At 47.7% G+C, this 22,936-nt stretch carries 19 protein-coding genes and 1 pseudogene; 8 read left to right on the top strand and 12 right to left on the bottom strand.

Annotated elements, in window-relative coordinates; all coding sequences use genetic code 11:
* Positions 1-107 precede the first annotated feature (107 nt).
* From JOY44_RS04435 to JOY44_RS04415, 5 genes are all read left to right on the top strand, one after another.
* Positions 108-437 carry a hypothetical protein gene (locus tag JOY44_RS04435; protein ID WP_207211156.1) on the top strand — a complete coding sequence of 110 codons (330 nt, stop codon included), beginning with the start codon at positions 108-110 and terminating at the stop codon, positions 435-437.
* Positions 438-618: 181 nt separating this feature from the next.
* Complete coding sequence (gene rpsP / locus JOY44_RS04430) at positions 619-879, top strand: 30S ribosomal protein S16 (protein WP_171572500.1); 261 nt, start codon at positions 619-621, stop codon at positions 877-879.
* Between the two features lie 5 nt (positions 880-884).
* On the top strand, positions 885-1,289 hold the full coding sequence (locus JOY44_RS04425) for a KH domain-containing protein (protein ID WP_171572499.1): 405 nt from the start codon (positions 885-887) through the stop codon (positions 1,287-1,289).
* 47 nt (positions 1,290-1,336) lie between these two features.
* Positions 1,337-2,293 (top strand): PhoH family protein, encoded by a 957-nt coding sequence (locus JOY44_RS04420; protein ID WP_171572498.1) that lies wholly within the window; start codon positions 1,337-1,339, stop codon positions 2,291-2,293.
* 207 nt (positions 2,294-2,500) lie between these two features.
* The gene (locus JOY44_RS04415) at positions 2,501-4,462 is read left to right on the top strand and encodes a CHASE2 domain-containing protein (protein WP_171572497.1); all 1,962 of its coding nucleotides are present in this window, start codon (positions 2,501-2,503) and stop codon (positions 4,460-4,462) included.
* Positions 4,463-4,501: 39 nt separating this feature from the next.
* Here the strand turns inward: JOY44_RS04415 and JOY44_RS04410 are convergent, their stop codons facing one another.
* Positions 4,502-4,669 (bottom strand): hypothetical protein, encoded by a 168-nt coding sequence (locus JOY44_RS04410; protein WP_171572496.1) that lies wholly within the window; start codon positions 4,667-4,669, stop codon positions 4,502-4,504.
* 554 nt (positions 4,670-5,223) lie between these two features.
* Between JOY44_RS04410 and JOY44_RS04405 the strand changes: the two genes are divergently transcribed.
* Complete coding sequence (locus JOY44_RS04405; protein WP_171572495.1) at positions 5,224-6,201, top strand: DUF1517 domain-containing protein; 978 nt, start codon at positions 5,224-5,226, stop codon at positions 6,199-6,201.
* 9 nt (positions 6,202-6,210) lie between these two features.
* On the opposite strand, the gene JOY44_RS04400 is transcribed toward JOY44_RS04405, so the two are convergent.
* The 11 genes and pseudogenes from JOY44_RS04400 to JOY44_RS04355 form a co-directional block, all read right to left on the bottom strand.
* Positions 6,211-6,936, bottom strand: coding sequence for an SH3 domain-containing protein (locus tag JOY44_RS04400; RefSeq protein WP_171572494.1), 726 nt, complete (start codon positions 6,934-6,936; stop codon positions 6,211-6,213).
* A 162-nt stretch (positions 6,937-7,098) separates the two neighbouring features.
* The gene (locus JOY44_RS04395; protein WP_171572493.1) at positions 7,099-7,704 is read right to left on the bottom strand and encodes a DUF3318 domain-containing protein; all 606 of its coding nucleotides are present in this window, start codon (positions 7,702-7,704) and stop codon (positions 7,099-7,101) included.
* Between the two features lie 619 nt (positions 7,705-8,323).
* Positions 8,324-8,404: pseudogene (locus tag JOY44_RS32765) on the bottom strand (hypothetical protein); the annotation flags it as partial.
* Positions 8,405-8,683: 279 nt separating this feature from the next.
* Complete coding sequence (locus JOY44_RS04385; protein ID WP_171572492.1) at positions 8,684-10,243, bottom strand: NupC/NupG family nucleoside CNT transporter; 1,560 nt, start codon at positions 10,241-10,243, stop codon at positions 8,684-8,686.
* Positions 10,231-11,022, bottom strand: coding sequence for a polysaccharide deacetylase family protein (locus JOY44_RS04380; protein ID WP_171572491.1), 792 nt, complete (start codon positions 11,020-11,022; stop codon positions 10,231-10,233). Before JOY44_RS04380 ends, JOY44_RS04385 begins: the two co-directional genes overlap by 13 nt.
* Entirely contained in the window at positions 11,015-11,923 is a 909-nt protein-coding gene (locus tag JOY44_RS04375; RefSeq protein ID WP_171572490.1) for a glycosyltransferase, read from the bottom strand. Before JOY44_RS04375 ends, JOY44_RS04380 begins: the two co-directional genes overlap by 8 nt.
* Before the next feature lie 137 nt (positions 11,924-12,060).
* Positions 12,061-13,812, bottom strand: a complete 1,752-nt coding sequence (locus JOY44_RS04370) for a DUF2079 domain-containing protein (protein ID WP_171572489.1) — start codon at positions 13,810-13,812, stop codon at positions 12,061-12,063.
* A gap of 85 nt (positions 13,813-13,897) precedes the next feature.
* Positions 13,898-15,538 (bottom strand): DUF2079 domain-containing protein, encoded by a 1,641-nt coding sequence (locus JOY44_RS04365; RefSeq protein WP_171572488.1) that lies wholly within the window; start codon positions 15,536-15,538, stop codon positions 13,898-13,900.
* A gap of 24 nt (positions 15,539-15,562) precedes the next feature.
* Complete coding sequence (locus JOY44_RS32305; protein WP_281063277.1) at positions 15,563-15,694, bottom strand: hypothetical protein; 132 nt, start codon at positions 15,692-15,694, stop codon at positions 15,563-15,565.
* A gap of 574 nt (positions 15,695-16,268) precedes the next feature.
* On the bottom strand, positions 16,269-16,670 hold the full coding sequence (locus JOY44_RS04360; protein ID WP_171572486.1) for a hypothetical protein: 402 nt from the start codon (positions 16,668-16,670) through the stop codon (positions 16,269-16,271).
* A gap of 224 nt (positions 16,671-16,894) precedes the next feature.
* Positions 16,895-18,580, bottom strand: coding sequence for an NAD(P)H-quinone oxidoreductase subunit 4 (locus tag JOY44_RS04355; protein ID WP_171572485.1), 1,686 nt, complete (start codon positions 18,578-18,580; stop codon positions 16,895-16,897).
* 182 nt (positions 18,581-18,762) lie between these two features.
* Between JOY44_RS04355 and JOY44_RS04350 the strand changes: the two genes are divergently transcribed.
* A complete protein-coding gene (locus tag JOY44_RS04350; protein ID WP_171572484.1) occupies positions 18,763-19,212 on the top strand; it encodes a hypothetical protein in 450 nt (149 codons plus the stop codon).
* Positions 19,213-19,726: 514 nt separating this feature from the next.
* Complete coding sequence (locus JOY44_RS04345; RefSeq protein WP_197984952.1) at positions 19,727-22,921, top strand: GAF domain-containing protein; 3,195 nt, start codon at positions 19,727-19,729, stop codon at positions 22,919-22,921.
* Positions 22,922-22,936 lie beyond the last annotated feature (15 nt).

Raw genomic sequence — 22,936 nt, 5'->3', positions numbered from 1 at the left:
AACATCATTAAAGACGGCACATTACAGGAACTTCTGTCCATTTCGATTAATGACGGGTCGGCGGCTTAGAGGCACAGATGCGTTGGTATAGATTCTCAGTAAGTTGCTTGCTCATCGGGATTAGCGTCGCCGCCAGCTTTTGGTTTAGTCCATCTGGAACCGGCGAATATCAAACCTCGCCAGATGGCAAATTCACAGCCCATGCCTCAAATATGAGTCGAGGCACGTTCATCGGTCGCCTCCAATATATTGAACTGCGGGTAGTAGAGTCCGTCACTCAGCGTGAAGTTTGGCGCGTGGAGTTCCGCCACGAGGTAGTCACAGTTCCCGATTACGGCGATCGCTCCAAACAGTCATTTGTTGATTGGGCGCAGGATTCGTCTTCAGTTACAATTTCGGTTGGGGGCAAGCGGCAGGTCACGATTCCAATGCAATAGCCGCTAAACTATTACTGAAAGCCAACTTTGGGTTTTACCTGCTGTGGTGCTATTTTTTCCTTAACTCAATCGCTAGCACCATTCTTTAGCGTGATATGATTGTAAATCTGTGATTGCATGCAGAATTTTTGTGTGCCAGTAAAAACTGACCAGATTGTTTACCTAGAAACCTGAAACCAGCATGATCAAATTGCGCCTGAAACGATTCGGAAAAAAGCGGGAAGCTAGCTATCGGATCGTAGCGATGAATAACAGCGATCGCCGCGATGGCAGACCTTTAGAAGAACTGGGCTTTTACAATCCTCGAAAAGACGAAGTTGAGTTAAATGTGCCTGGTATCATCAAGCGCTTGAAAGAAGGCGCGCAGCCAACTGATACAGTGCGTGATATTTTGCGTAGAGCTAACGTGTTTGATCAACTCAAAGCTGAGATTCAAGCTTAAACTTCATGCCTGAACCCGTTGCAGTTAATTCTTCCGCGACAACGCCTCCAGATTATGAGAGCTTGATCCGATTTTTGGTTCAGCCTTTTTTGGAGTCGCCCGATGCTCTGCGACTGGATTGCGAAACTTCCCCCAACAAAACAAAAGTTTGGGTGCGGCTAGCGTTTGAGGGAGTTGATAAAGGGCGCGTGTTTGGTCGGGGTGGGCGTAATATTCAGGCAATTCGTATTGTGTTGTCTGCGATCGCTCAATTAGCAGGTCAGTCCATCCATTTAGATGTCTACGGTAGCCCATCCTCTACGGCGGTGGATGAGCCTGAGCGAGAAGCAAGACCTAGCGCCCCTCGTCGCGTTTTACCTAGCCCTAAGCGAATAGCACCTCGCAACCCAGATGTGCAGGTTGATGAATGAACATGTTAGGATGCGCCCTTACCCCTTAGAATAGCTAACCCGACTGCATGGTAGAGGCATTAAAGATCGAGTTGCCCAGTGCTGGAAGTGCGATCGCCTTAGCAGGCGACCGGGAAGGAAACCTAAAGCTGATTGCTAAGCAAACGGGCGCAAAGCTAGTTTTACGAGGACAAGAGCTTCTCATTTCAGGAACTCCTGCCCAAGTTTCGCTGAGTCAGCGTTTGATTCAAGCATTAGAGCAGTACTGGGGACAAGAAAAACCTCTTTCTAGTGCTGATATTTTGACTGCACAGCAGGCGATCGAAACTCAGCAGCAAGCTGAGCTACAAGATCTGCAAAAAGACGTTCTTGCTAAAACTCGTCGTGGATATGACATTCGCGCCAAAACTTTTAGACAGCGGCAATATGTTCAGTCTGTTCGCACCCACGACCTCACTTTTTGCATTGGTCCTGCTGGTACAGGCAAAACATTTCTGGCGGCTGTTCTTGGCGTTCAAGCTTTACTGAATAATGAATTTGAACGCTTAATTTTGACCCGCCCCGCCGTGGAAGCTGGAGAAAAGCTGGGGTTTCTGCCGGGAGACTTACAGCAAAAAATTGATCCATATCTGCGCCCCCTGTATGACGCGCTATATGAATTCATCGATCCTGAAAAAATTCCTGGCTTGATGGAACGTGGAGTAATTGAAGTTGCACCGATCGCCTACATGCGTGGGCGCACCCTTAACAACGCCTTTGTGATTTTGGATGAAGCCCAAAACACCACACCTGCCCAAATGAAAATGATTGTGACTCGGTTAGGCTTCCGCTCTCGGATGGTGGTGACGGGTGATGTGACTCAAACTGATTTGCCGCAAAATCAAGCATCGGGTCTGGCGATCGCCCAAAAAGTATTGCACTCCGTTGAAGGAATTGCCTTTTGCAACCTAACCACAGCAGATGTGGTGCGTCATCCATTGGTGCAGCGGATTGTAGCCGCCTATGAACAACATGAAACGCCCTAAAATCTTTGCGAAGGCTTGCTGCAATAACCCTAAAAATTTTAGTCCAATAGAGTTAGAACTAAAGAGTTCACTGTCATCTAACGGTGCTGACTATAATTGCAACATTGTTGAGTTAGCGATTGCCTAACTCAATCGGGCTGAGTCAGCCCAAAGAGGATTTCCTTGATAGTTTGGTTTCGTCAAGTTTTTTCACAGTGGTGCAAGTTTTTGCCACAAAGCACTTCTACAGAACTAGGAGTGCTAGTCCTTGCTGGAATTAGCGTTACTGGCTTAGTGTTAGGAACTCGGCAGTTAGGGCAATTAGAATTCTTAGAATTAGCAGTTTACGACGCAATGGTTCGGGTGCGATCAGAGGTACCTGTCGATAATAGGTTGCTGATTGTTGCTATTACCGAAGATGATATCCGCACCCAAAAGCGTTGGCCGCTTCCTGATCGGGTGTATGCAGAAGCACTTAGCCAACTTCAACAGTACCAGCCACGGGTGATTGGGTTGGATGTTCTACGCGACATTCCCGTCGAGCCAGGACATGCGGCTTTAACCAAAGAACTGCGGCGTTCTAATGTAGTTGCCATTCAATCCTTAGGAAATACCCCAGAAGAAGCGATTCCCGCCCCGCCTAACGTGTCTGCTAACCAGGTTGGATTTAACGACCTAATTCTTGACCCCGATGGCGTTATTAGGCGAAATCTCATGTTTGTCTCGGATGGTGCCACAGAGTCCGTCTCTTTTGCCACCCGGCTGGCAATGCAATATCTGAATAATTCTGGCGATCGCTTACCCAAAGGAGACTTTGTATTGGGGGCAACCTTTTCGCCATTGAGAGCCAATTCGGGCGGTTATCAACGGATTGATGCGGCAGGAGAGCAGATATTACTGAACTATCGATCGGCTCAGTATCCTTCAGAAGTGGTCACTTTGAATCAGGTTTTACGAAAGCAGGCCAATCCTGCTCTGATCAAAGATCGCGTTGTTTTAATTGGAACCACAGCTCCTAGCGCCAAAGATTTATTTTTCACTCCTTTTAGTGCTGCCAAAACCGCAAATCCCAAAATGCCAGGAGTGGTTATTCATGCTCAAATGCTTAGCCAAACACTAACGGCTGCAGCAGAAGGGCGATCGCTGTTTTGGTTTTGGTCTGAGCCGATTGAAGTGCTGTGGATTATAAGCTGGGCGATTGCCGGGGGAGTGCTTGCCTGGTGGGTTCAGCGTCCATTGCTACTCATCCTGTCGGGAACTGGGCTGCTGTTGCTCTTGGTGGGTACGGGCTATAGTTTGTTCTTACATCAAGCCTGGGTTCCTGTTGCCGCCCCAGCAATGGCAGCGATCGCGGTTGGCAGCTTTGTCGTCGCCTACCAGACGCAATATGCTCGGCAACAGCAGCAGATTGTGATGAAGCTATTAGGACAGCAAACTTCACCTGAAATTGCGTTAGCCCTATGGAATTCTCGCGATCGATTACTTCAATCAGGCATGTTAGCAGGGCAAACTCTAACGGTCACCATTTTATTTATTGATATTCGCAACTTCAGCGGCATTTCAGAGCAACATCCGCCCGAAGTGATGATGGATTGGCTGAATGAATATATGTGCAGCATGACTCAAGCCGTTCATCAACACCATGGCATTGTCAACAAGTTTATGGGTGATGGACTGATGGCGGTGTTTGGTGTGCCTGTACCCCGTTTAACAGTCGCTGAAATTGCCGAAGATGCAAGACAAACAGTTGCCTGTGCAGTCGAAATGGGCGATCGCCTACAAACGCTTAATCAGGATTGGCAGCAAAGAGGATTACCTGTCGTGCAAATGCGGGCTGGAATTTACACTGGAAACGTAATGGCAGGCAGCTTAGGTGGAAAAAATCGCCTGGAATATGCGGTGATCGGAGATAGTGTCAACATTGCTGCTCGTCTGGAAGCGTGTAAAAAAGACAATCAAATGGGTCTCTGTCGAATTTTGATTGCTCGTGAAACCTTGGATCATTTGCAAGAGCAGTTTTACGTAGAATCGTGGGGACAGGTCCAACTGCGCGGTAGACAAAGCCTGGTTGAGATTTTTCAGGTCTTAGGCTACGCTGATTCGTCGAATCGACCTAATGAACTCGATAAACCACAACCAGAGCTTTATCGCGATCGCCTAATTACAGAAGATACCTTTGAAGCACCTTAAAACTAGAGGTGACAGGGAAAAGTGGTAGGGTCAGAAAAACTAGTCCAAACCCAGCCATGCTAGTAAACCTTGACCACTGGCATACTCGATCGCCAGCATTAGAGCAAAGCCAATCATGGCAGCACGACCATTTAGGCGTTCAGCATACTCGTTAAAACCAAACTTAGGTTCGCCAACTTTAGGCGTTACAGAGGGTTGTTGAGTCATATTAGTGAACCTTGTTATTAATTAGAAAAAATCATGCAATAGAAAAGTGCAAAGCAGAATAGAACCGTTCCGTTACATTTCTTTACTGCAAAACCATTGTAAGGAGAAACTACTTTTCGTCAAGGCTGCACGCAACAGTAAATCTGTCTTTTGCCAGACATTTTTATTGCTTTTCTTTGAGAGGATAGAACTGGAAAAGTTGATTTTTAGAATCGTAAAACTTGATTACAGCAAAGCCAGCAAGCGCGAGTTATGCGACTACAGTGTATTTTGAGTAAGAGAGAGAACCGCCTGTCAAGCTACGGCAATCACCCCTCTTTTACTACTCTTATTACCTCTTCAGACAACGCGAAAGGCGGTAGATTATATAGGTAAGAGAATTTATAACTCTTAACAAAGGGTGAACAAACTTTTGAACTCAGGCGTTAGCCCAGACAATCACATGAGATTGTCTGATGTGCTTACAAGATGGAAATACCAAGACGCTGAGGTGAATAGTTCCCAACACTCCTTAAAATCATTTCACGTTGAATAAAGTCTAGTAGATGCCAGTTATGAAAAAGAAGTTCGTTTCCTATATCAAACCGCTGTTGAAGCCGTTCATTCTCTTAGTTTTGGTGCTGGGTTTAGCGCTAGGTCAGGCAAATGACGCTTTTGCAGCACCTTCGCGGGGTGGCGGCAGAATTGGTGGCGGTTCGTTCCGTGCGCCAATGCCTAGCCGTGGTTACTCATCTCCTCGAAGCTACGCGCCTCCAATGGGGGGTGGCGGCTACTATCCAGGCGGTGGTTTTGGTTTTCCTTTTATTGCGCCGACCTTCTTTTTGGGCGGTGGTGGTAGTTTGGTGTCGATCCTGGTTTTCTTTGCGATCGCCAGTTTCCTCGTTCAGACATTTCGCCGCAGTCAAGTAGAGGGTTCTGATTACGATGCTGTTGCGAACCCAACTGTCAGCGTTGCCCGACTCCAAGTTGGCTTGTTGGCTAACGCTCGTGGGCTTCAGGTTGACTTAGACAAGTTAGCAGCTAGTGCAAACACGGGGTCAACCGCAGGGCTGGCTCAAGTCTTGCAAGAAACGACTTTGGCATTGCTTCGCCATCCAGAATATTGGACTCATGCCAACTCCACAGTGCAGCAGTCGCGTTTGGCAAGTGCAGAAGCAGAGTTTAATCGTCTTGCTTTAAGCGAACGCAGCAAATTTAGCCATGAAACCCTTTCAAATGTAAACAACCAGTTACAGCAAGCGCCCATAGATGCACTATTGATGGGTAGTGATGAAGGTGGCTCTTTAGTAAACCAAGAACTGCAAGACCCTGGCGAATTTATTGTCGTAACGTTGGTGGTTGGTGCTCAAGGCAACCTGAAACTACCTGCTGTCAACAATACTGAAGATTTGCGTCAAGCTTTGGGTATCTTGGGTGGCGTTGCCAGCGATCGCCTCTTGGCTTTAGAAGTTCTTTGGACTCCGCAAGCAGAAGAGGATGTCTTAACCCGTGATGACTTGCTGGTTGAATATCCATCTCTGAAGTTGGTTTAATCGTTCAGGCTAATTAGGGTTTTGAGAAGGAGGCAGTGTTGCCTCCTTTTTAATTTGAGATAACTTTTGCTGAGCGATCGCCTGCTTGACCAGTCCAGTTAGTTTCTCTTTCCAAAAGCGAATAGAAGGGTAATGTTTTACTTGGCTTAAAACATCATCCCATCTGCCATCTCTTAAAGCTTTTTGAGCGCTGTAATATTCTGACTGTGCTCGATTCCAATCCAGTTGCCATTGTGATACTGCACCTATCGCCATTGGGTAAACCGGACTGTCGGAAGACACCGTTTTGGCTAAGGCAATTGCTCCGTCTATGTTGCCAGCTTGATATTGCTGGGTAGCGATCGCCATTAAATAAGTACCAGAATCCGACTGTGACTGAGTAGCGACCGCAGCGCTATTTATTGAACCACAGCTAGTTACCGTCAACTCTTGATAAACCCAACCTTGAAGCGGGCTGCTGATCTTTAACCAGCCTTGATTTTCGTCGGTCACGCTCAACGGCACTCCATTAGGCAACCGACCTATCACATTGTCAGGAGCAACCACTGGGCTAGAGCGCACATTCATGGGTGGCTTGGGATCGGCAATAATTGTTTGACATCCTAGCTCAGGGGCAGTGGACACTAAAGAAGAGGGTTGCTGCCAGCGACTCACTGCTTTTCCTCCAACCGCGATCGCGATCGGCAGCGTAAAGCTAGCCAAAAACCACAGCCACGATATTGGAAGCCGTTTCATTGCTTGTTTCAACGAATGCACCTAGCGCATCTGATTTGAATATCAAAATTCTACTGACATTTACAAAAATGTCCAATCTCGCACCAACCGACTCAAACGAATTGCAGATCGTAGTGATGCCAGTGATCGGAGAAGCTTTGTCAGACTAGGTACTGAGATGAGTTAGTGTTTGCGGAGGTTTGCAGGAATTCCAATGGGAGATATTTGCGCGATCGCCCGCAAATTTTGGCTCCGCAATAAGTCATTCAAGGTAAGGTTTCGCCCTTCAATTTGAGCGACGGCTTCAATGGCGGAAAGCAATGCCTGCACAGCCTCTGTTTCCGTATAACCTCGCCGCTGCGCGACCTGAAGTGCCGTTTCATCCGCATCCAGTTCTTTTTGGGTGCTATGGTTTTCGCGCCAAATCTGTGTCCCTGCGATCGCGCTCAAGGCTCCAGCCGCAATCATGCCCACGGCATCCGCCTGCACCGCCTCCACCGTAATGCCCATCAATCCTGCTAAAACAGCTGCTTGATACCAATTGGGGCGAAACCATTTGATGCTAGTTATCCAACTAACAGTACGCAGCACCAGCAAATCGCATTCAGGACGAGACAATTGGCTAAGCAGATTAAAATTTACCCAAACTGGACGAGCGGTCATCCAGGGCATGGGAAACGGATGATCAATCACATGCCGCTGTTCTGGCTTACTCATCAGCTTCGTCATCATGCGACCAGAAGCTGGCAACAAATCCATTAAACGGCGAATTTCTGAATCTGAGTACATGGGCGGGGACGTGTCGAGTGTTGAGCGCATAGTCAAAGACTTAAAGAAAATCTATCACCTAACTCCTGACACCTGACACCTATTTTTCTGACACCGGACACCACCTTTCTAAAGTGCCTCAAGGCTATTGGCTAAAGCGGAAACCGCACCCGGTACCCGGTTGGCTCCGGCTTGAGTCGCAGCAACTAGCATCAGCAAAACATATTTGGAGGAGGGGCGCACCAAAATTACGCCGCTCACGGGCTGAGTCGCACCTGCCAGAGTGAGGGTGCCTGACCAATTCATCACGGCTCCACCGCCCTCTTCCAATTGGGCAGGAGCAGGCTGGAATCCTTCGCCGCGCTGGAAAGCAGCGATCGCGATTTTAGCAAGGCTATCGCTATTGTCATAGCCAGCGTTCAGCCCGATGGGATTGCCCAAAGGTTGAGATTGAGGCACAACGATATATGCCAAGTTGCTATCCAAGGATTCAACCAGCACAGAACCTGCCAGGGGACTAATTTTATAATCTTGCAAAATGCCAACCCGGAAGCGTCCACCTGGGTCTTGATACATGCCGCCCATGGGTAAGGGCGGCGCAGTCGATGCGGGGGGAGCGAATGAGGGAGAACCCGGTGGATCAACTGGGATAGTAGGTAGAGCACCAGGAGGAGAAGTTAGAGGAGGAGAAGTTAGAGGAGGAGAAGTTAGAGGAGGAGAAGTTAGAGGAGGAGAAGTTAGAGGAGGAGAAGTTAGAGGAGGAGAAGGTGGGGAAGGGATTTGAGCAGGAGGAGCACTAGGGGAAGAGTTTGTCGATGGAGCGACAGGTTGAGCAATCGCCGCAGGTACTTGAAAGGCGCTTTCCGAGGGCTGGTGTTGATGATAGCCGCTGAACATAAAGGCGATCGCGCTAAGGATTGCCAAACTGATCAACCAGAGTCGTTTTCGATTCATACCTATGGTTCCTGTCTCGCTTCAAATCTCTAAATGGCTCAAACTGCTATCTTCCTAAAACGGCTGGGTTTCCAGTGTCATAGACCCCTGCGATACAGCCAATCATCAGCGTTGCCAGAGTCGCAGCCCACAGAGCCTTCCAACCCAGTTCGGTAATATCTCGGCGACGTGATGGCACTAAACTAACCAAGCCGCCGACAAAAATGCCGACTGAGGGCAGATGGGCAAATCCACACAGGGCATAACTCACCACCAGCAAAGCGCGAGGACTGAGAATACCCTGATTTGCTAACACTGCGAGCTGTTGATAGGAAGGCACTTCCGTTAAAATCAGGCGTTGCCCAATCAAAACGGAGGACTGCCACAGTTCTTGCCATTGCAGAGAAACTCCCGTTAAAAATGTCAGCGGCAAAAATAGCGCACCTAAAATATTTTGCAGGCTGACAATCTGAAACACCCGACCGATACCGCGAATGAAGGGTTGAGAACTGGTTGCTAAAGACGCCAGGTTTGCGAAAAAGAGGTTGATCAACGCCACCAATCCCAGAATCGCAATCAGCAACGCGGCGATCGCCGCTGCCAACTTCACTCCATCCAGGGCACCCAACACCACGCTTTCCATCAGATTCAGCGGCGCAGGCGGGTTATGATCTCGCTGATTCACACGGACCGGCTCAATCTCTTCATCACTCAACGCATCACGCCGGTCCACAGTCTCAAATTCCTTCTCTGGCTCTAATTCTTCCTCCACTACCGCATCTGTTTGAGTCTGCTGGCGTCGCAACGATCTCCCCATCGTTTCGGGCACTGCCGTTTCGGGCACCACAATTTTAGAAATGACAAAACAGGCAGGAATTGCCATGATCGACGCTGAAATCAAATGTCCAGTAATGTTTGGGAATACGGGACGCAAGAAGCCCACATACAGCGCTAAGACCGTGGAGGCAATGCTACCAAAACAGGATGCCAAAATGGCACAGAGTTCACTGCGGGTCATGCGCTCTAGATAAGGACGCACTAAAACAGTCGCTTCAATACCCACAAAAATATTGCTAGCGCCACTGAGAGCTTCAGCACCACTAAGGTTCATCGTGTGGCGAAAAATTCGCGCAAATCCGTTTACTAAAGGCTGAATCAAGCCCAGGGTATAAAGCAGTGCCATTAGCGCTGAAAAGAAAATGACGCTGGGCAATGCCCGAAAGGCAAAGATATAGCCCAGACTAATAAAATCGCCGCTGGAGCCGTTGGACAGGAGGAGATCGCCCGGAACAGGCACATAGGGCGGCGTAACGGCACGGGCAATCCACCGACCTGCCAATAAAGGACTAGCTGGTGCGCTGATTGGGTCAGGCACCAATAACGAACCAAAGACAAACCGAGAGCCTGCTTCCGTCGCTTGCAGAATAGAATTTACGCCATCACTCAGCAGTTCCATTAAACTGCGGGTGGCAGGAATCAGAAAAACCAGCAACCCTAGAATGAGTTGCAGCCCAATTCCCCAAAAAATGGTTCGCCAGGGAATGATGCGGCGGTTCTCTGAGGTGAGCCACGCAATCCCACAGAGCGCAAAAATTCCAATAAATGATAAAAAATTTAGCCCAGACATGAGAATTTTGGGTGAACAAACTGCCTGAAATCAGCGTAGGTAACGAAGTCTGCCTGGGAATGCAGCCAGATTAGATAGCGCTCTAAACGCAAAAGCATCGATTGCCCAGAGTGGCGTTTTACATAACTCGGTAGCCCATAGGCTGAAAGGTCGGTAAACTCCCACGGGTGAAAGTATAAACTTAAATAGCGATCGACTCGCAGAGTGAATAGGCTTGCAAGTTTGTAAAGCGGTAGCGGAAGATTTTTGAAGCTCAACCAAAACAGTGGAAATCGAATTAGTGGCGTGACAGATACAGGGATATTCAAAAGCTGCTGCGAGTAATAGGCAGTGCGCTGGGTGAAAAAATTGTTATATCGCCCTGGAAGATAAGTCGGATTCATGGATGAATTATAGGCATATCCGGCGCGCTCAATCGCACAATCATTCACTTTTTGGAGACGCGCCATACGAAACCCGGTGATGGGTACTTGAATAATTTGTTCAAGCGCCTGTTTGGATGCAGCTAGGTCTGCGGGTTCAAACGACGAATGATAGAAGCCATGAGAAGCGATTTCGTGAGTCTGGGCAATCGCTCTAATTAAGGGTTGATGGTGGAGCGCAAAGTTGGCAGTCGTAAAAAAGGTAGCTCGGATATTAAGCCGCTCCAACAAGTGCAAAATCGGTTCTAAACCTTTGAGCGACACCCGAAATTTCTCTCGCTCATCCAACGTTTGACCATATTCCTCGGGAATATCAAACTCTTCCACATCAAAACTGAGCAGAACCACTTTATTCATAACTTCCGGTCACATCATTCCAGCGAATTTTGAACAGGTCGCGCAGCATTTTAAGTGAATCTGCTAACAGGTTCACTTTAGATGGTTTGGTAGCGTGGCTGCTGGAAACATAGGCCGGAATTTCTGCGATCGAGTAACCCAACTTCTTTGCTAAGTAAATTAGCTCCACATCAAAGGAAAAACCAATTAATTCCTGTCGATCGAATATTTCTTTGGCTGCCTTGCCTCGAAAGCCCTTTAAGCCTGCTTGCATATCCACATAGGGCAAGTTCAAAATTTGCTTAGATAGAGCGTTAAAAACTTTTCCAGCGATTTTTCGAGAGAGCCTCAGCCCTTGGTTGCCTTCGGGCATCATGCTTCGGCAGCCGATCACCACATCGTATTGCGTTAATTTCGCTACGAGCCTATCTAAATGATCCAAAGAATAGGCGAGATCTCCATCTAAAAAGCAAACCTGGTCTGCATCTGCTAGATGGACTCCCATTTTGACGGCATGTCCTTTGCCACCGCGATCGCAGTAGGACAGCAGTTGAATTTGCTCAGTTTGGGCATCAGCGATTCGCTGCTCTAAAATCTGCTGGGTGAGATCGCTGGAGCCATCACTAACAAAAATAAAGCAGTAATCAGGATGGCTTTGGCAATACTCCAACACTGCATCAAATGTAGAACCAATACAAGTTTGCTCGTTGTACACAGGCATAATGATCGCCACCTGGTGAGGCTGCTGCCGACTGGTCGCCCTGCTGCCGTACAGATCACTTTCAACCCAATCCATAGCAGTGGATCGATCACTCGCAAACGCTAATCCTGGTTCTCGCCTTTGGTGGGTTGCCTCGCGATCGCGGCTAAACTGAACCCACTTCAACCCAGAGCTTAACGACTTTCTAGGCAATCGACTCATGCTTGTTCTCCTCAACACCACACACCGGGTATCAGACATAACCTTTACCATATAAGACAGTCAAAAATTGAACTATCGCATGGAATGATTTCGGCTTACGTCCAAACTTGTTTTGTCCAGTGAATTTGACACTGCCACTATTTTTTTCGTCGTCTGAGCGTTGTTTTTTCTAAAGACATCAGCAACTTTTGCCGTAGAGGAATCCAGGCTGCTAGGGGCGCGGGTTGAGATGGCACTCCCTTTTGCAGCAGCACGACTTCATCCCTCAATTGCAGCAGTCCATAGGTTTTCTGGGCAAGGATCTGATCTATCGCGGCGATAATCATACTTAAGCGCTGATGTTCTGGCTTAAATAGATTTTGGTACTGATTCAACCGCCATAGATCCACCACGGCATATTCCATCATTTTTACCTGCCCTTGCTCATCTCTTAGCTGTAGTCTTGGAAATCGAATAATTTCGCGTCGGGTTGAAAGGGGTGGAATTAGGTGAGTAGTGGCGGCAACGCTGGCATCGGCAGGAATCATCCGGATCGTCTCGCGCAGCACCTGGCTATGTTCCCATTGGCGTGGCAGGGTGATATGCAGCCAAGGATTAAAGGATTCGGGCAACAAAAAGTAGAATGCCTGATTAGGACTAGAAAGAGTTACCAAGATAACCGACAGGGCAATACAGGCTATCCAAAAGCGGCGAAAGGTGGAAGTTAACTGACGGGTACGATAGGTGAAGCCGAGCGTTTGCCATAGCGATCGCGGGGTCGGCGGGTTAGGAAAAGACCGCTGAGACGGAGATGACCACCATAAGATTGCGCCATAAAAAATGCCAGGAACTACTGCAACCGAATATCGCAGAGTAATCATCAAGGCAGATAATCCCGACTGTATGAATAACGACAGTAAAGGAACCCCCGCAATTACCCAGCTTGCCGGAGATAGAGCTGGCACAAACGCCAACGGTAGCCATTGACCCAGGAGATACCAAACTCTGCGATCGAATGGAAGAAATAGACTTTTCAACACTTCTAAAGGATGGGTTAGCATTCCCCACAGCACTTGTAGCGTAGTAGGCGATTCGTTACCGGGCACATACTGACCAAAGCGTCCTGCCATATAGGGGGGAGGCATGTCACCTGAAAAGTGGAGTGACACCACGCTGGTGATAATTGCCACATAAGCAAAGCTAATCCCGCAAAGCGCCACTCCGACCCAGGGATGGCGACGGCTCAACACTAGATATAATCCAATCCCAAACAAAATAATTCCGGTATCTTCCCGAATGCCTAAGGTGAAAGCGACCATGAGCCAAAATAGTCCCCAGCGCTGTTTTTCCATTGCCAGCAAGGCGATAAACACAAATAGCGGAATCTGACAGTGTTCATAGAAATTGGCAAAAGTGGGACCCACTACGGCATGTGCCCCAAAGTAGCCCGCTGTAATCAGCAGCGATAGGGTCGGTTCCAAATAATGCCGCGCTAAGGCGTATAGCACCACGCCACCTGCCGCCATCAAGCCAATTTGCAAAACGATTAGAGTGACGGGGGAAGGGAAAATCGCATAAATCGGCAGCCAAAGTAAAAAATCAGGGATAAAATGCTGTCCTAAATGATTGAAGTTAACGGGCGGAATAGTGTTATTTAGCTCAACTGCCGTTGAATGTTCCCCTGTGAGAGAGCTTTGAAACCATCGCCCATGCAGGTTGTTCCAAAAAACTTGATTAAATAGCCCGTGATCATAGGACGCATAAAAGGTGTAATACCGATGGAGCGAAAAAATCAGCATGAAGCTGCAAAAAGCGGCGGTTAAAATCAGCAGCCACTTGAGCCCTGCTGGATGATTTCGGTTTAAGCTACTCCAGTCAGATAGTGATTTTTTGGGTGATGTTAGCGCCATAGGATGTGACTACTTTCTCGTTGCGGGGAGGTGGTTTTAACAGGGTTGGGCGATTCCCGTAGGGATCGTTTCACGAATCGCGAAATCAATTGGGTCTAGGCGTTGGCACGTAAGTCGGGCGAAGCGCCTTCCACTGGGCTAAGGCCGCTGGCTGCGACGGTTGTTCGCGCTGCATCAACACAATGCCGTCCTCAAAGGATTGAATGCCGTACTGATTTTGTGCGAGCAAGTCGTCAATCTTAGCGGGCAAAATTTCCATGTAGCCGCGCTCTTCCCGAAACGCAGGCTGATATTGCTGCAAATGCCAAAAATCCGCCACAATATACTCCACGTTTTCCACTTGATCCTGGTCATTGCGAAACTGCAAAAAGGGCATTCGCAGTGTTGTCCGACGACTTGATAAGGGCGGCACCAGATAGGTCGTGGCGGAGACGCTGGCATCGGTCGGAACTTGTCGAAGGAGCGATCGCGCGGATGCCACATGACTCCACTGCCGAAGCAGCGGCACCTGCACCCAGGGTTGAAACGAATCTGGCATGACAAAATAAAACACGCGATGAGGGCTTTTCAAAAGCACAACCAAGAGCGACAGAATAATAAACCCCAGCCAAATCTTTTTGAATCGCGGTCTAAAAGCCTTGGGATGGGCTGACCACCACAGAATCGCTCCATAAAACAAACCGGGCACTAGCGTAATCGCATAACGGATATACACCGAGAATCGAGAATCTCCCCCTTGTAACAGCAGTTGTGCCAAAGGTGCGCTAATCATCATCCAAGCACTGGGTGAGATCAGCGGCACAAAAGCAAGGGAAAGGGTTTGTGCCAGCATGTAGGACAGTTTCAGATCAAACGATGAAAAGACGTGGGCAATTAGCCGCAACGGATTGCTAAGAATGCCGCCCAGAATGTCGAAGGTGGAGGCTTCGTTGCCAGTGGCAAAATGCCCAAATCGCTCCACCATAAACCGCTGAGAAATATCCCTGGAAAACAGCGGCATAAACACATTGGTGGCTGCCATCACATAGGCAAAGCTGACGCTGCACAAAACAATGCCCACGATGGGAAATCGCCGACTCAGCGCTAAATACAGCCCAATGCTAAACAGCAAAATGCCTGCGTCTTCTCGCACCAGCAGGGTTAAACCTGCCGTTAACCAAAAGAGCCACCACCAGCGCTTTTCCAACGCTAAGAACAGGCTAAACAGCAGCAGCGGAATCTGGCTCAGATCGTGAAAGTTGGAAAAAGTCGGTCCAATAACGGCAACCGATCCGTAGTAGCTGGCGGTGATCCAATACGCCAAAGCGGGTTGCAAATACTGACGCGCCAACGCATACAGTACTAACCCTGCGACCGCTACCTGCGTCACTTGAATGACAACCAACGTCGCTGCATAGGGAAACAGCGCGTAAATCGGCAGCCACAGCAGCAACATTGGGTCAAAATGCTGCCCCAATCGGTGATAGGACACAGTAGGCACTTGCTGATCGATCACCACCGCACCTGATAGCACCGACGACAAGGAACTTTGAAAAAACTTTCCGTGAATCCCATTCCAGAAAAGCTGATTAAAAATTCCCTGGTCGTAGGACGCATACAACGTTAGGTGGCGATGCAGGGCCAACAGCAACATCACAACAAAGAAAAATGCTGCCAACCGCAGCACAGGCTGCATTTCCAAATGGCGTTTTGCCCAAAATTCTCTGAATCCCTGGAACTGAAGCATGGATGCAGGCAACGACGAAACCAATTAGAACGCCAGAATACCATGCGCCTGCAAATAGGCGATCGCTCGTCCAGGATTCACCGCTAACGCAGTAGCTGCGATCGACCTATCTGACGCTTGCACTAGAGCGGTCGCGGTTTGAACTGGAACAATCACCTGTAGAGGGACGATTCAACTGCGATCGCTGCGCAAGACCCGCCCTTACCGGGCTATTTCTCGGTTATTCTACGGGTAGCAAAGAATTATTCTTCACCGTTTACGCTCTGAATGCCCCACCGCATGAAAGCCAGCGAAGTATTACGCCGCTATGCCAACGGAGAGCGAGACTTTCGTCGCACCAATCTGCGGGGGTAATCCTTCAAAGGTGAAGATTTGACGGGGGCAGACTTCACGGAGGCAGACATTCTCAGCGCTAACTCTACCAGTGCCATTCAAACGAGGGTAACCTTCACCGGAGCACCAGCAGGAGTGCAAAAGTGCTGGTGGATAAGTCAAATCATCATTGCATTCCTGCTATCAACCCTCATGAATTCCAGTTTGGTATTTATAAATGCAGGTTTTCTAGCCTACTTTTTCAGTCCGGACGGTATCAAACAATTTACGCTCATCCTTGGGTCATTAATGCAACGGTCTTATTCGCGATCACTAAACAAGGGCTTACTGCTAAGGCGGTGGCTACAAGCTGCTTAACTGTCGCTATTGAACACCAAAAAATATGCCGAAAATATGCTTAATCAGAATTTTCGTTTGGGCTATTTTCTGGTAGTTGATTAATAATTTCATCAACCAATTGTGCATTGTCATCAGATCCCTGCCGATGATGCTCGAGTTGCGATCGCATTAGCTGCACTTGGTAGGAATCAAGCGCAATCGGCACAGACTGAGTTAAATTTGGATCCCCACTCCATCCATTCAGCTTGGTTTGCAATTGCACCTCAACTTCTTGAAGGCGACCCTGCGCTTTAGGAAAATCACTTGCTCCGTAAGTTAGTAGATTTTGTTCTTGTTGACCGCTATCGGGGCTGAAATCTCCCGCTGCATTTCTGTTTTTCAGCTCTTCAATCGCTTGATTGATGCTGTTGTGCATCAAGTCAAGCTGCGAGCGATTGATGGTCAGTGGTAAAGGATCCATAAAACTTGCCTGCCAGTCGTGTGCATCCCTAGCTTATCGCCCTGTATTTAGGCAATGCTCCATCCTAAGACAGAAGAGATGTTTTTAAGGCGCAAGCTTCCTAGCAAACGTCATGAAATAGGACAAGCCTATTGCTACGAATACCAAACGTGAAAATGTGGCTTGTTTGAGCTGCCATATTGACTGATTTCACGAAAAGCACGACTGTTAGCTTGAAAAGGCAACTACTTGACTAATCCCAGAACGGGAGCGAGTTCTGGTTCACTAATAGATGGCACCAGAAAACCCTGAGCATAAACATGAGGATTGGTTTGAGCCAGTTGAGAGTAAGACTGCTGTACATGATCATTCACTGCAACCATCTTCGCGTCATACAAGTCGGTAGTCAGCTTAGGATAAACTCCAATACCAATAATCAGAGCAATAAAGCAAGCAGCGATAAACACTTCACGCGGCTCTGCGTCTCTAAATACAGCATCAGCTGGCAACACACAACTGGTACCAAAACAAACGGCTTCCTGTTGCGCTGTGCCAATCAGATCATTCTCAGTCACGCCTGCGAAAGGCACTTCGCCAGAGTTGTAAAACACCTGACGCAGCATCGAAAGTAGATAAATGGGGGTGAGAATTAAGCCTACAGCGGCAAGCAAAATGGTTCCGGTGCGAAAGATTGAACTATAGCTGTCGCTGGTTGCCATGCCGACAAAGATTGCCAGTTCGCTTGCAAAACCGCTCATCCCAGGAAGCGCTAATGATGCCATTGAAGCGACAGTAAACAAGGCGAATACTTTAGGCATCGCCTGACCCAATCCACCCATTTCGGTCATTGTCATCGTATGAGTGCGATCGTAGGTGACTCCAGCCAAGAAGAACAACACGGATGCAATCAAGCCATGAGAAATCATTTGCAACAACGCACCGCTAATCCCCAAATCAGTAAAGGAGGCAATGCCCAACAATACAAACCCCATATGAGAGATGGATGAGTAAGCGAGACGGCGCTTCATGTTAATTTGGGCAAAAGAGCTAAAGGCTCCATAGATGATGTTAACCACTCCCAAAATCGCCAAAACTGGAGCGAAGTAAACGTGAGCGTCGGGCAGAAGTTCCAGGTTAAGGCGAATCAGCCCGTAGCCACCCATTTTGAGCAGCACGCCCGCCAAAATCATTGACACAGGCGCAGACGCTTCACCGTGAGCATCGGGCAGCCAAGTATGCATCGGGAAAATAGCCAGCTTGACCCCAAAAGCAATCAATAGACCCGCATAGAGCGCCAACTCTAGCGGTAGGGGATAATCCTTTAACCCTAGCTGCACCATATCAAAGGTAATGGTGTCGCCAGAAAATGCCATTGCCAATCCAGCAATCAAGATGAAGATGGAAGCAGCAGCCGTGTAAATCAGAAACTTAGTAGCGGCGTAGCGGCGTTTCTGTCCACCCCAAATGCAGATGAGTAAGTAGACGGGCACTAGCTCCACTTCCCACATGATGAAGAGAAGGAGTATGTCTTGGGCGACAAAAACCCCTATCTGAGCGGCATACAGTACCAACATCAATGAGTAGAAAAGACGGGGGCGGCGATCAACGCGCCAAGTGGCAAAGATTGAGAGAGTAGTCACTAAACCTGCCAACAACACAAGTGGCATCGATAAGCCATCGACTGAAACAGACCAATTCAGCCCTAATTGGGGTATCCAGGCATAGGTTTCAACGAGTTGGAGCGAAGCACTACTTGCGTCATAGTGATTCCAAAAGGTGTAACACATCAACATAAAGTCTGCGAGACCCACACCAAGGGCATACCAGCGAACATTTTTGCCTTCTTTATCAGGCAATACTGGAACAAGCGCAGCAGCAATGAGGGGAAGCAGGATGATCGCGGTTAGCCAAGGAAATTGATCCGCTTGCATGGTAATAAGAATAAATACTTAGTTGTGAATGACTGTATCTTACTAAACTCTGTAAAGTTTTGTGCATCGATATTTACTTAAACTCAGCGCTCAATGGATCTATATTTCAGATTTATCCAATGATTTTTTAAGTTGAAATACTGAATTAGGAGTTAACTGAGGGCGAATCGCTCACTTTCACGATGGATTTTATCAATATTGATTTTTTGCTATCTGCTGTTTTGCCCAAACTCATCAAGGGCACGTTTCTTAGCCTCGTAGTCGGTGCGGTGGTGGGTGGTATTGTGGGGCTAATTATTGGGACGATCGCAAAGCGCAAAAGCAAAACGTTCTTTCCTGCACTCTTCGGGTCTTTTTTAGGTACGCTACTACTAGCATTTTTGCCAGTGCTTGCAAATCGAGAGCTAGATAGTGGTGGCGCTTACGGCTTGCTCACTGTCCTAAACCTGTGGGTCGTACTCATGCCCCTAGGTTCGATTGGGGGCGCGATCGCGGGTAGCTTGTTAGGACTTGAACTATCTTCCAAGCGCCAGCAGCAGGTGTTATGGATTTCGCTGGGACTGGCCTATAGCATCATGATTATCGGAATTTATCTTGGCACAGCACCCTCCTTTAGCAGTTCGTCAAGCTAAGATCCACGTTAGCGATCTGCCAGCAGCTCAAGGCAAGATCGCTGTCAAACCCTGCTGATAAGTCCTAAGCTAAAACGAGGATTTCTGTGATGGCGATCGCGAATGCCGTCACAGAAATCCGCATCAGGTGTGCACCTTAAATCGAGCTAAGACCCAGGCAATTCTGCTGAAGTTTTGCAAAAGTTTTCTCGTTAATATTTAGTTACAATTAAAAATCAGCCTCAAGGTTTAACCCAGCAGATAGTTATTCCCAAGTATTTTCACCTAGCATCTCCCAAAGACGTGTGTACTAGTCTTTTTGGACGGCTTTACATTGAAAGGATGTTGGGGAACCTTAAATGTAAAAGCAATTGATCCTAATGCAAATGCAAGCGTTTTCAATCATTTTTTCTCAAGAGAGCTGATTTATATTCAAACAAATATAAGGAGTTTGGAATTTAGGCGAGTCAACAGTCAAGTTTGAAAAGTCAATTAAGAAAATACATTAACCACTGTCGTTGAATAACTAACACTAGTGTTTAACACCTTACTAAGTCATGAATTGCTGCAAATTGTAGTGCGGAAAAAACTGATGCTGGAATTGCTTCAAACTTTATTCTCTTCGGATTTGTATATGCCCCATGGGCAGTGCTACCTCTGGCAAACTCCATTGGTGGGGCTGTATGTGGTGAGCGATGCCCTGATTGCGATCGCCTACCTTTCCATTCCAACAATGCTCATTTGCTTTGTGAGGAAGCGGGATGACATCCCTTTTTCCAAAGTATTTGTGATGTTTGGTGCGTTTATCATCCTTTGCGGCGTTGGGCATCTGCTGGATATAGTCACCCTGTGGTATCCCATCTACTGGATCTCTGGATTGGAACGGGCACTCACCGCACTCATTTCTGCCTACACCGCCTTACAACTGGTGGAACTGCTGCCTCAATTTCTTGCCTTAAAAAGCCCCATTCAGCTAGAGGTGATCAATCAAGAATTAGAGAAGCAAATCGCTGAACGACAGCAAACTGAAACACTACTGCGGCAAATCGTCACGGGAACCGCTACTGCGACGAGCGAGGAGTTTTTTACTGCCTTAGTGCGAAATCTTGCGACTGCCTTAGGGACGACTTATATCATGGTGACTGAAGCCATGAACGATCCAATAGAGCAAATTCATACTCTTGCCTTTTGGTCAGGTGATCATTTGGCAGAAAATATTCAATATTGCTCTTCAAACACACCTTGTGGCTTAGTGATTAAAAGCAAGCAAGTTTGCGAGTTTTCAGACAACTTGCAAGCATTGTTTCCCCAAGCTCAAGAGCTAGTGCAAATGGGTGCAGTTAGTTATCTGGGGGCACCCTTATTAGATGAGGATCAAACTGCAATCGGCAGTCTTTGCATTTTGCATACCGAGCCATTACCAAAGGACGAAAATAGAACTGTTCTAATACAGGTATTTGCAGCACGGGCAGCAGCAGAACTACGGCGAAAACGGGCGGAAGATGCCAGAAATCAGGCTTATGACGAGTTAGAGTTTCGGGTAGAGCAACGCAACGCAGAATTGATTCAGACCAATAACACCTTGGCAGCAGAAGTTGAGGAACGAACAACGGCAGAATTCAAACTGCGGCAAATAGCAAATCGGGAGCGGGCAACTACAAAAGTGATTTTGCAAATGCGTCAAAGTTTGGATTTGGATGCCATTTTCAGCGCGACCACGGCAGAGTTGCGCCAAGCCCTTCAGTGCGATCGCACCCTAATTTACCGCTTTAACCCAGACTGGAGCGGCGTAGTAGTTGCCGAATCAGTTTCAGAAGGTTGGAACGGAATTGTGCCTGTCCGGATGAATGACCCAAAATTAACCAGGCTTGCGGTTGATAAAGCGAACTGCGTGGTCAAACGCATGGATGATGGAGCTGAAATTCTGATTCGCGATACCTACTTACAAACCCAGGCGGGTGGACTGTATCGCGATAAATCAAACTACTGCTGCATTGAAGATGTTTATGCTGCTGGGTTTGATGACTGTTATTTAGAGCTGTTGGCATCCTTGCAAGCGCGTTCCTATGTGACCGTCCCGATTTTTTGCGGTACTCAGCTTTGGGGCTTGTTGGCAAACTACCAAAACGCAGCTCCCCGCCAATGGCATGAGTCTGAAATTCAAATTGTCGCCCAAATTAGCACTCAGCTAGGAGTTGCCGTTCAGCAAGCTGAGTTGTTTAATCAAACTCAGCAGCAGGCAACCGATCTTCAACAAGCCAAAGACCGCGCCGATGTAGCCAATCGCGCCAAAAGCGAGTTTTTGGCAAACATGAGCCATGAACTTCGCACCCCGCTAAATGCCATCTTGGGCTTTACTCAACTAATGGCACGCGATCGAGCCTTACCCTCCACTCATCAAGAGCATGTCAGCATTATCAATCGCAGCGGTGGTCATCTGCTTAAGCTGATCAATGATGTTCTCGAAATGTCTAAGATTGAAGCGGGGCGGATCTCTCTAAACGAAAATAGCTTTGATTTGTATGCGCTTTTGGATAGTTTGGAGGAGATATTTCGGCTGAGAGCAAAAGCAAAAGGATTACAACTGATATTTGAACGCTCAGAAACCTTGCCCCAGCATGTGATCGCCGATGAAAATAAGCTGCGCCAAGTTTTGCTGAATTTATTCAGCAATGCTGTTAAATTTACCAGCCACGGCAGTATTACTCTGCGATCAAACTTTAACGTTAAAGAAAACTCTGTCGCCTGTCCGCTGATCCATTTTGAAATTGAAGACACCGGAGCAGGCATTGCCGCCGATGAACTCCACAAACTCTTTAAGCCGTTTGAACAAACCAATACAGGGATGCACTCTACAGAAGGCACCGGATTAGGCTTGTCGATTAGTCAAAAATTTGTACGCTTGATGGGAGGAGAAATTACTGTCATTAGTCAGCCGAATCAAGGCAGCAAGTTTAGTTTTGACATTGTCATGCGCAGTGTTGAACCGCCCTCAATTCAACCACGGAAAGCCGTTTATCAGCCAGTTATTGGGTTAGCGCCTAATCAGCCGATTTGGCGAATCTTAATCGCTGAAGATGACGTGACCAATCGGTTGCTGCTATCAGAAGTACTGAATCTGGAAGGCTTTGAGGTACGGGAAGCGGTTAATGGAGAAGAAGCGATCGCGATTTGGCGAGAGTGGCAACCCCACTTAATTTTGATGGATCTACGGATGCCAATATTAGATGGACTGGAAGCAACCCGCATCATCAAAGCTGATCCGCAGGAACAAAACACGATTGTAATCGCTCTGACTGCTAGTGCCTTTGTTGATCAACGTCAAACCTTTTTTGAAGTTGGCTGCGATGACTTTATTTGCAAACCCTTTCAAGAGCAAGAACTGTTTGAAAGAATCAGCCAGTATTTGGGGGTTCAGTACCTTTATGATGCATCTGCTGATAACCTTCAGGCTCAACAAGCGGCTAGCGAAAACAATGCGCAATGGTCTCAGAGTGGCTTAAAGGAAGCACTTGCCCAAATGCCAGAAGGTTGGAGAAATAAACTGAGGCGCTTAGCCCTAGAAGGAAATGATGCAGGAATTCCTAATCTCTTGGAAGAGATTGCTGAGGAACAGATTGGATTAAAGACTGCGATCGCACAACTAGCATCAGACTTTGATTTCGATCAAATTTTGACGCTGCTTCAAGTTCCTGAAACGTTATTTAACGAATCATCAGAAGCAACCTAAGCAATGTTATCAATC

Origin of the sequence: Leptolyngbya sp. Cla-17 (assembly GCF_016807185.1) — a bacterium.
Classification (GTDB): Bacteria; Cyanobacteriota; Cyanobacteriia; order Leptolyngbyales; family Leptolyngbyaceae; genus ULC077BIN1.
The sequence above is the reverse complement of the archived record's forward strand: the minus strand, read 5'-3'. Positions and strand labels throughout refer to the sequence as shown.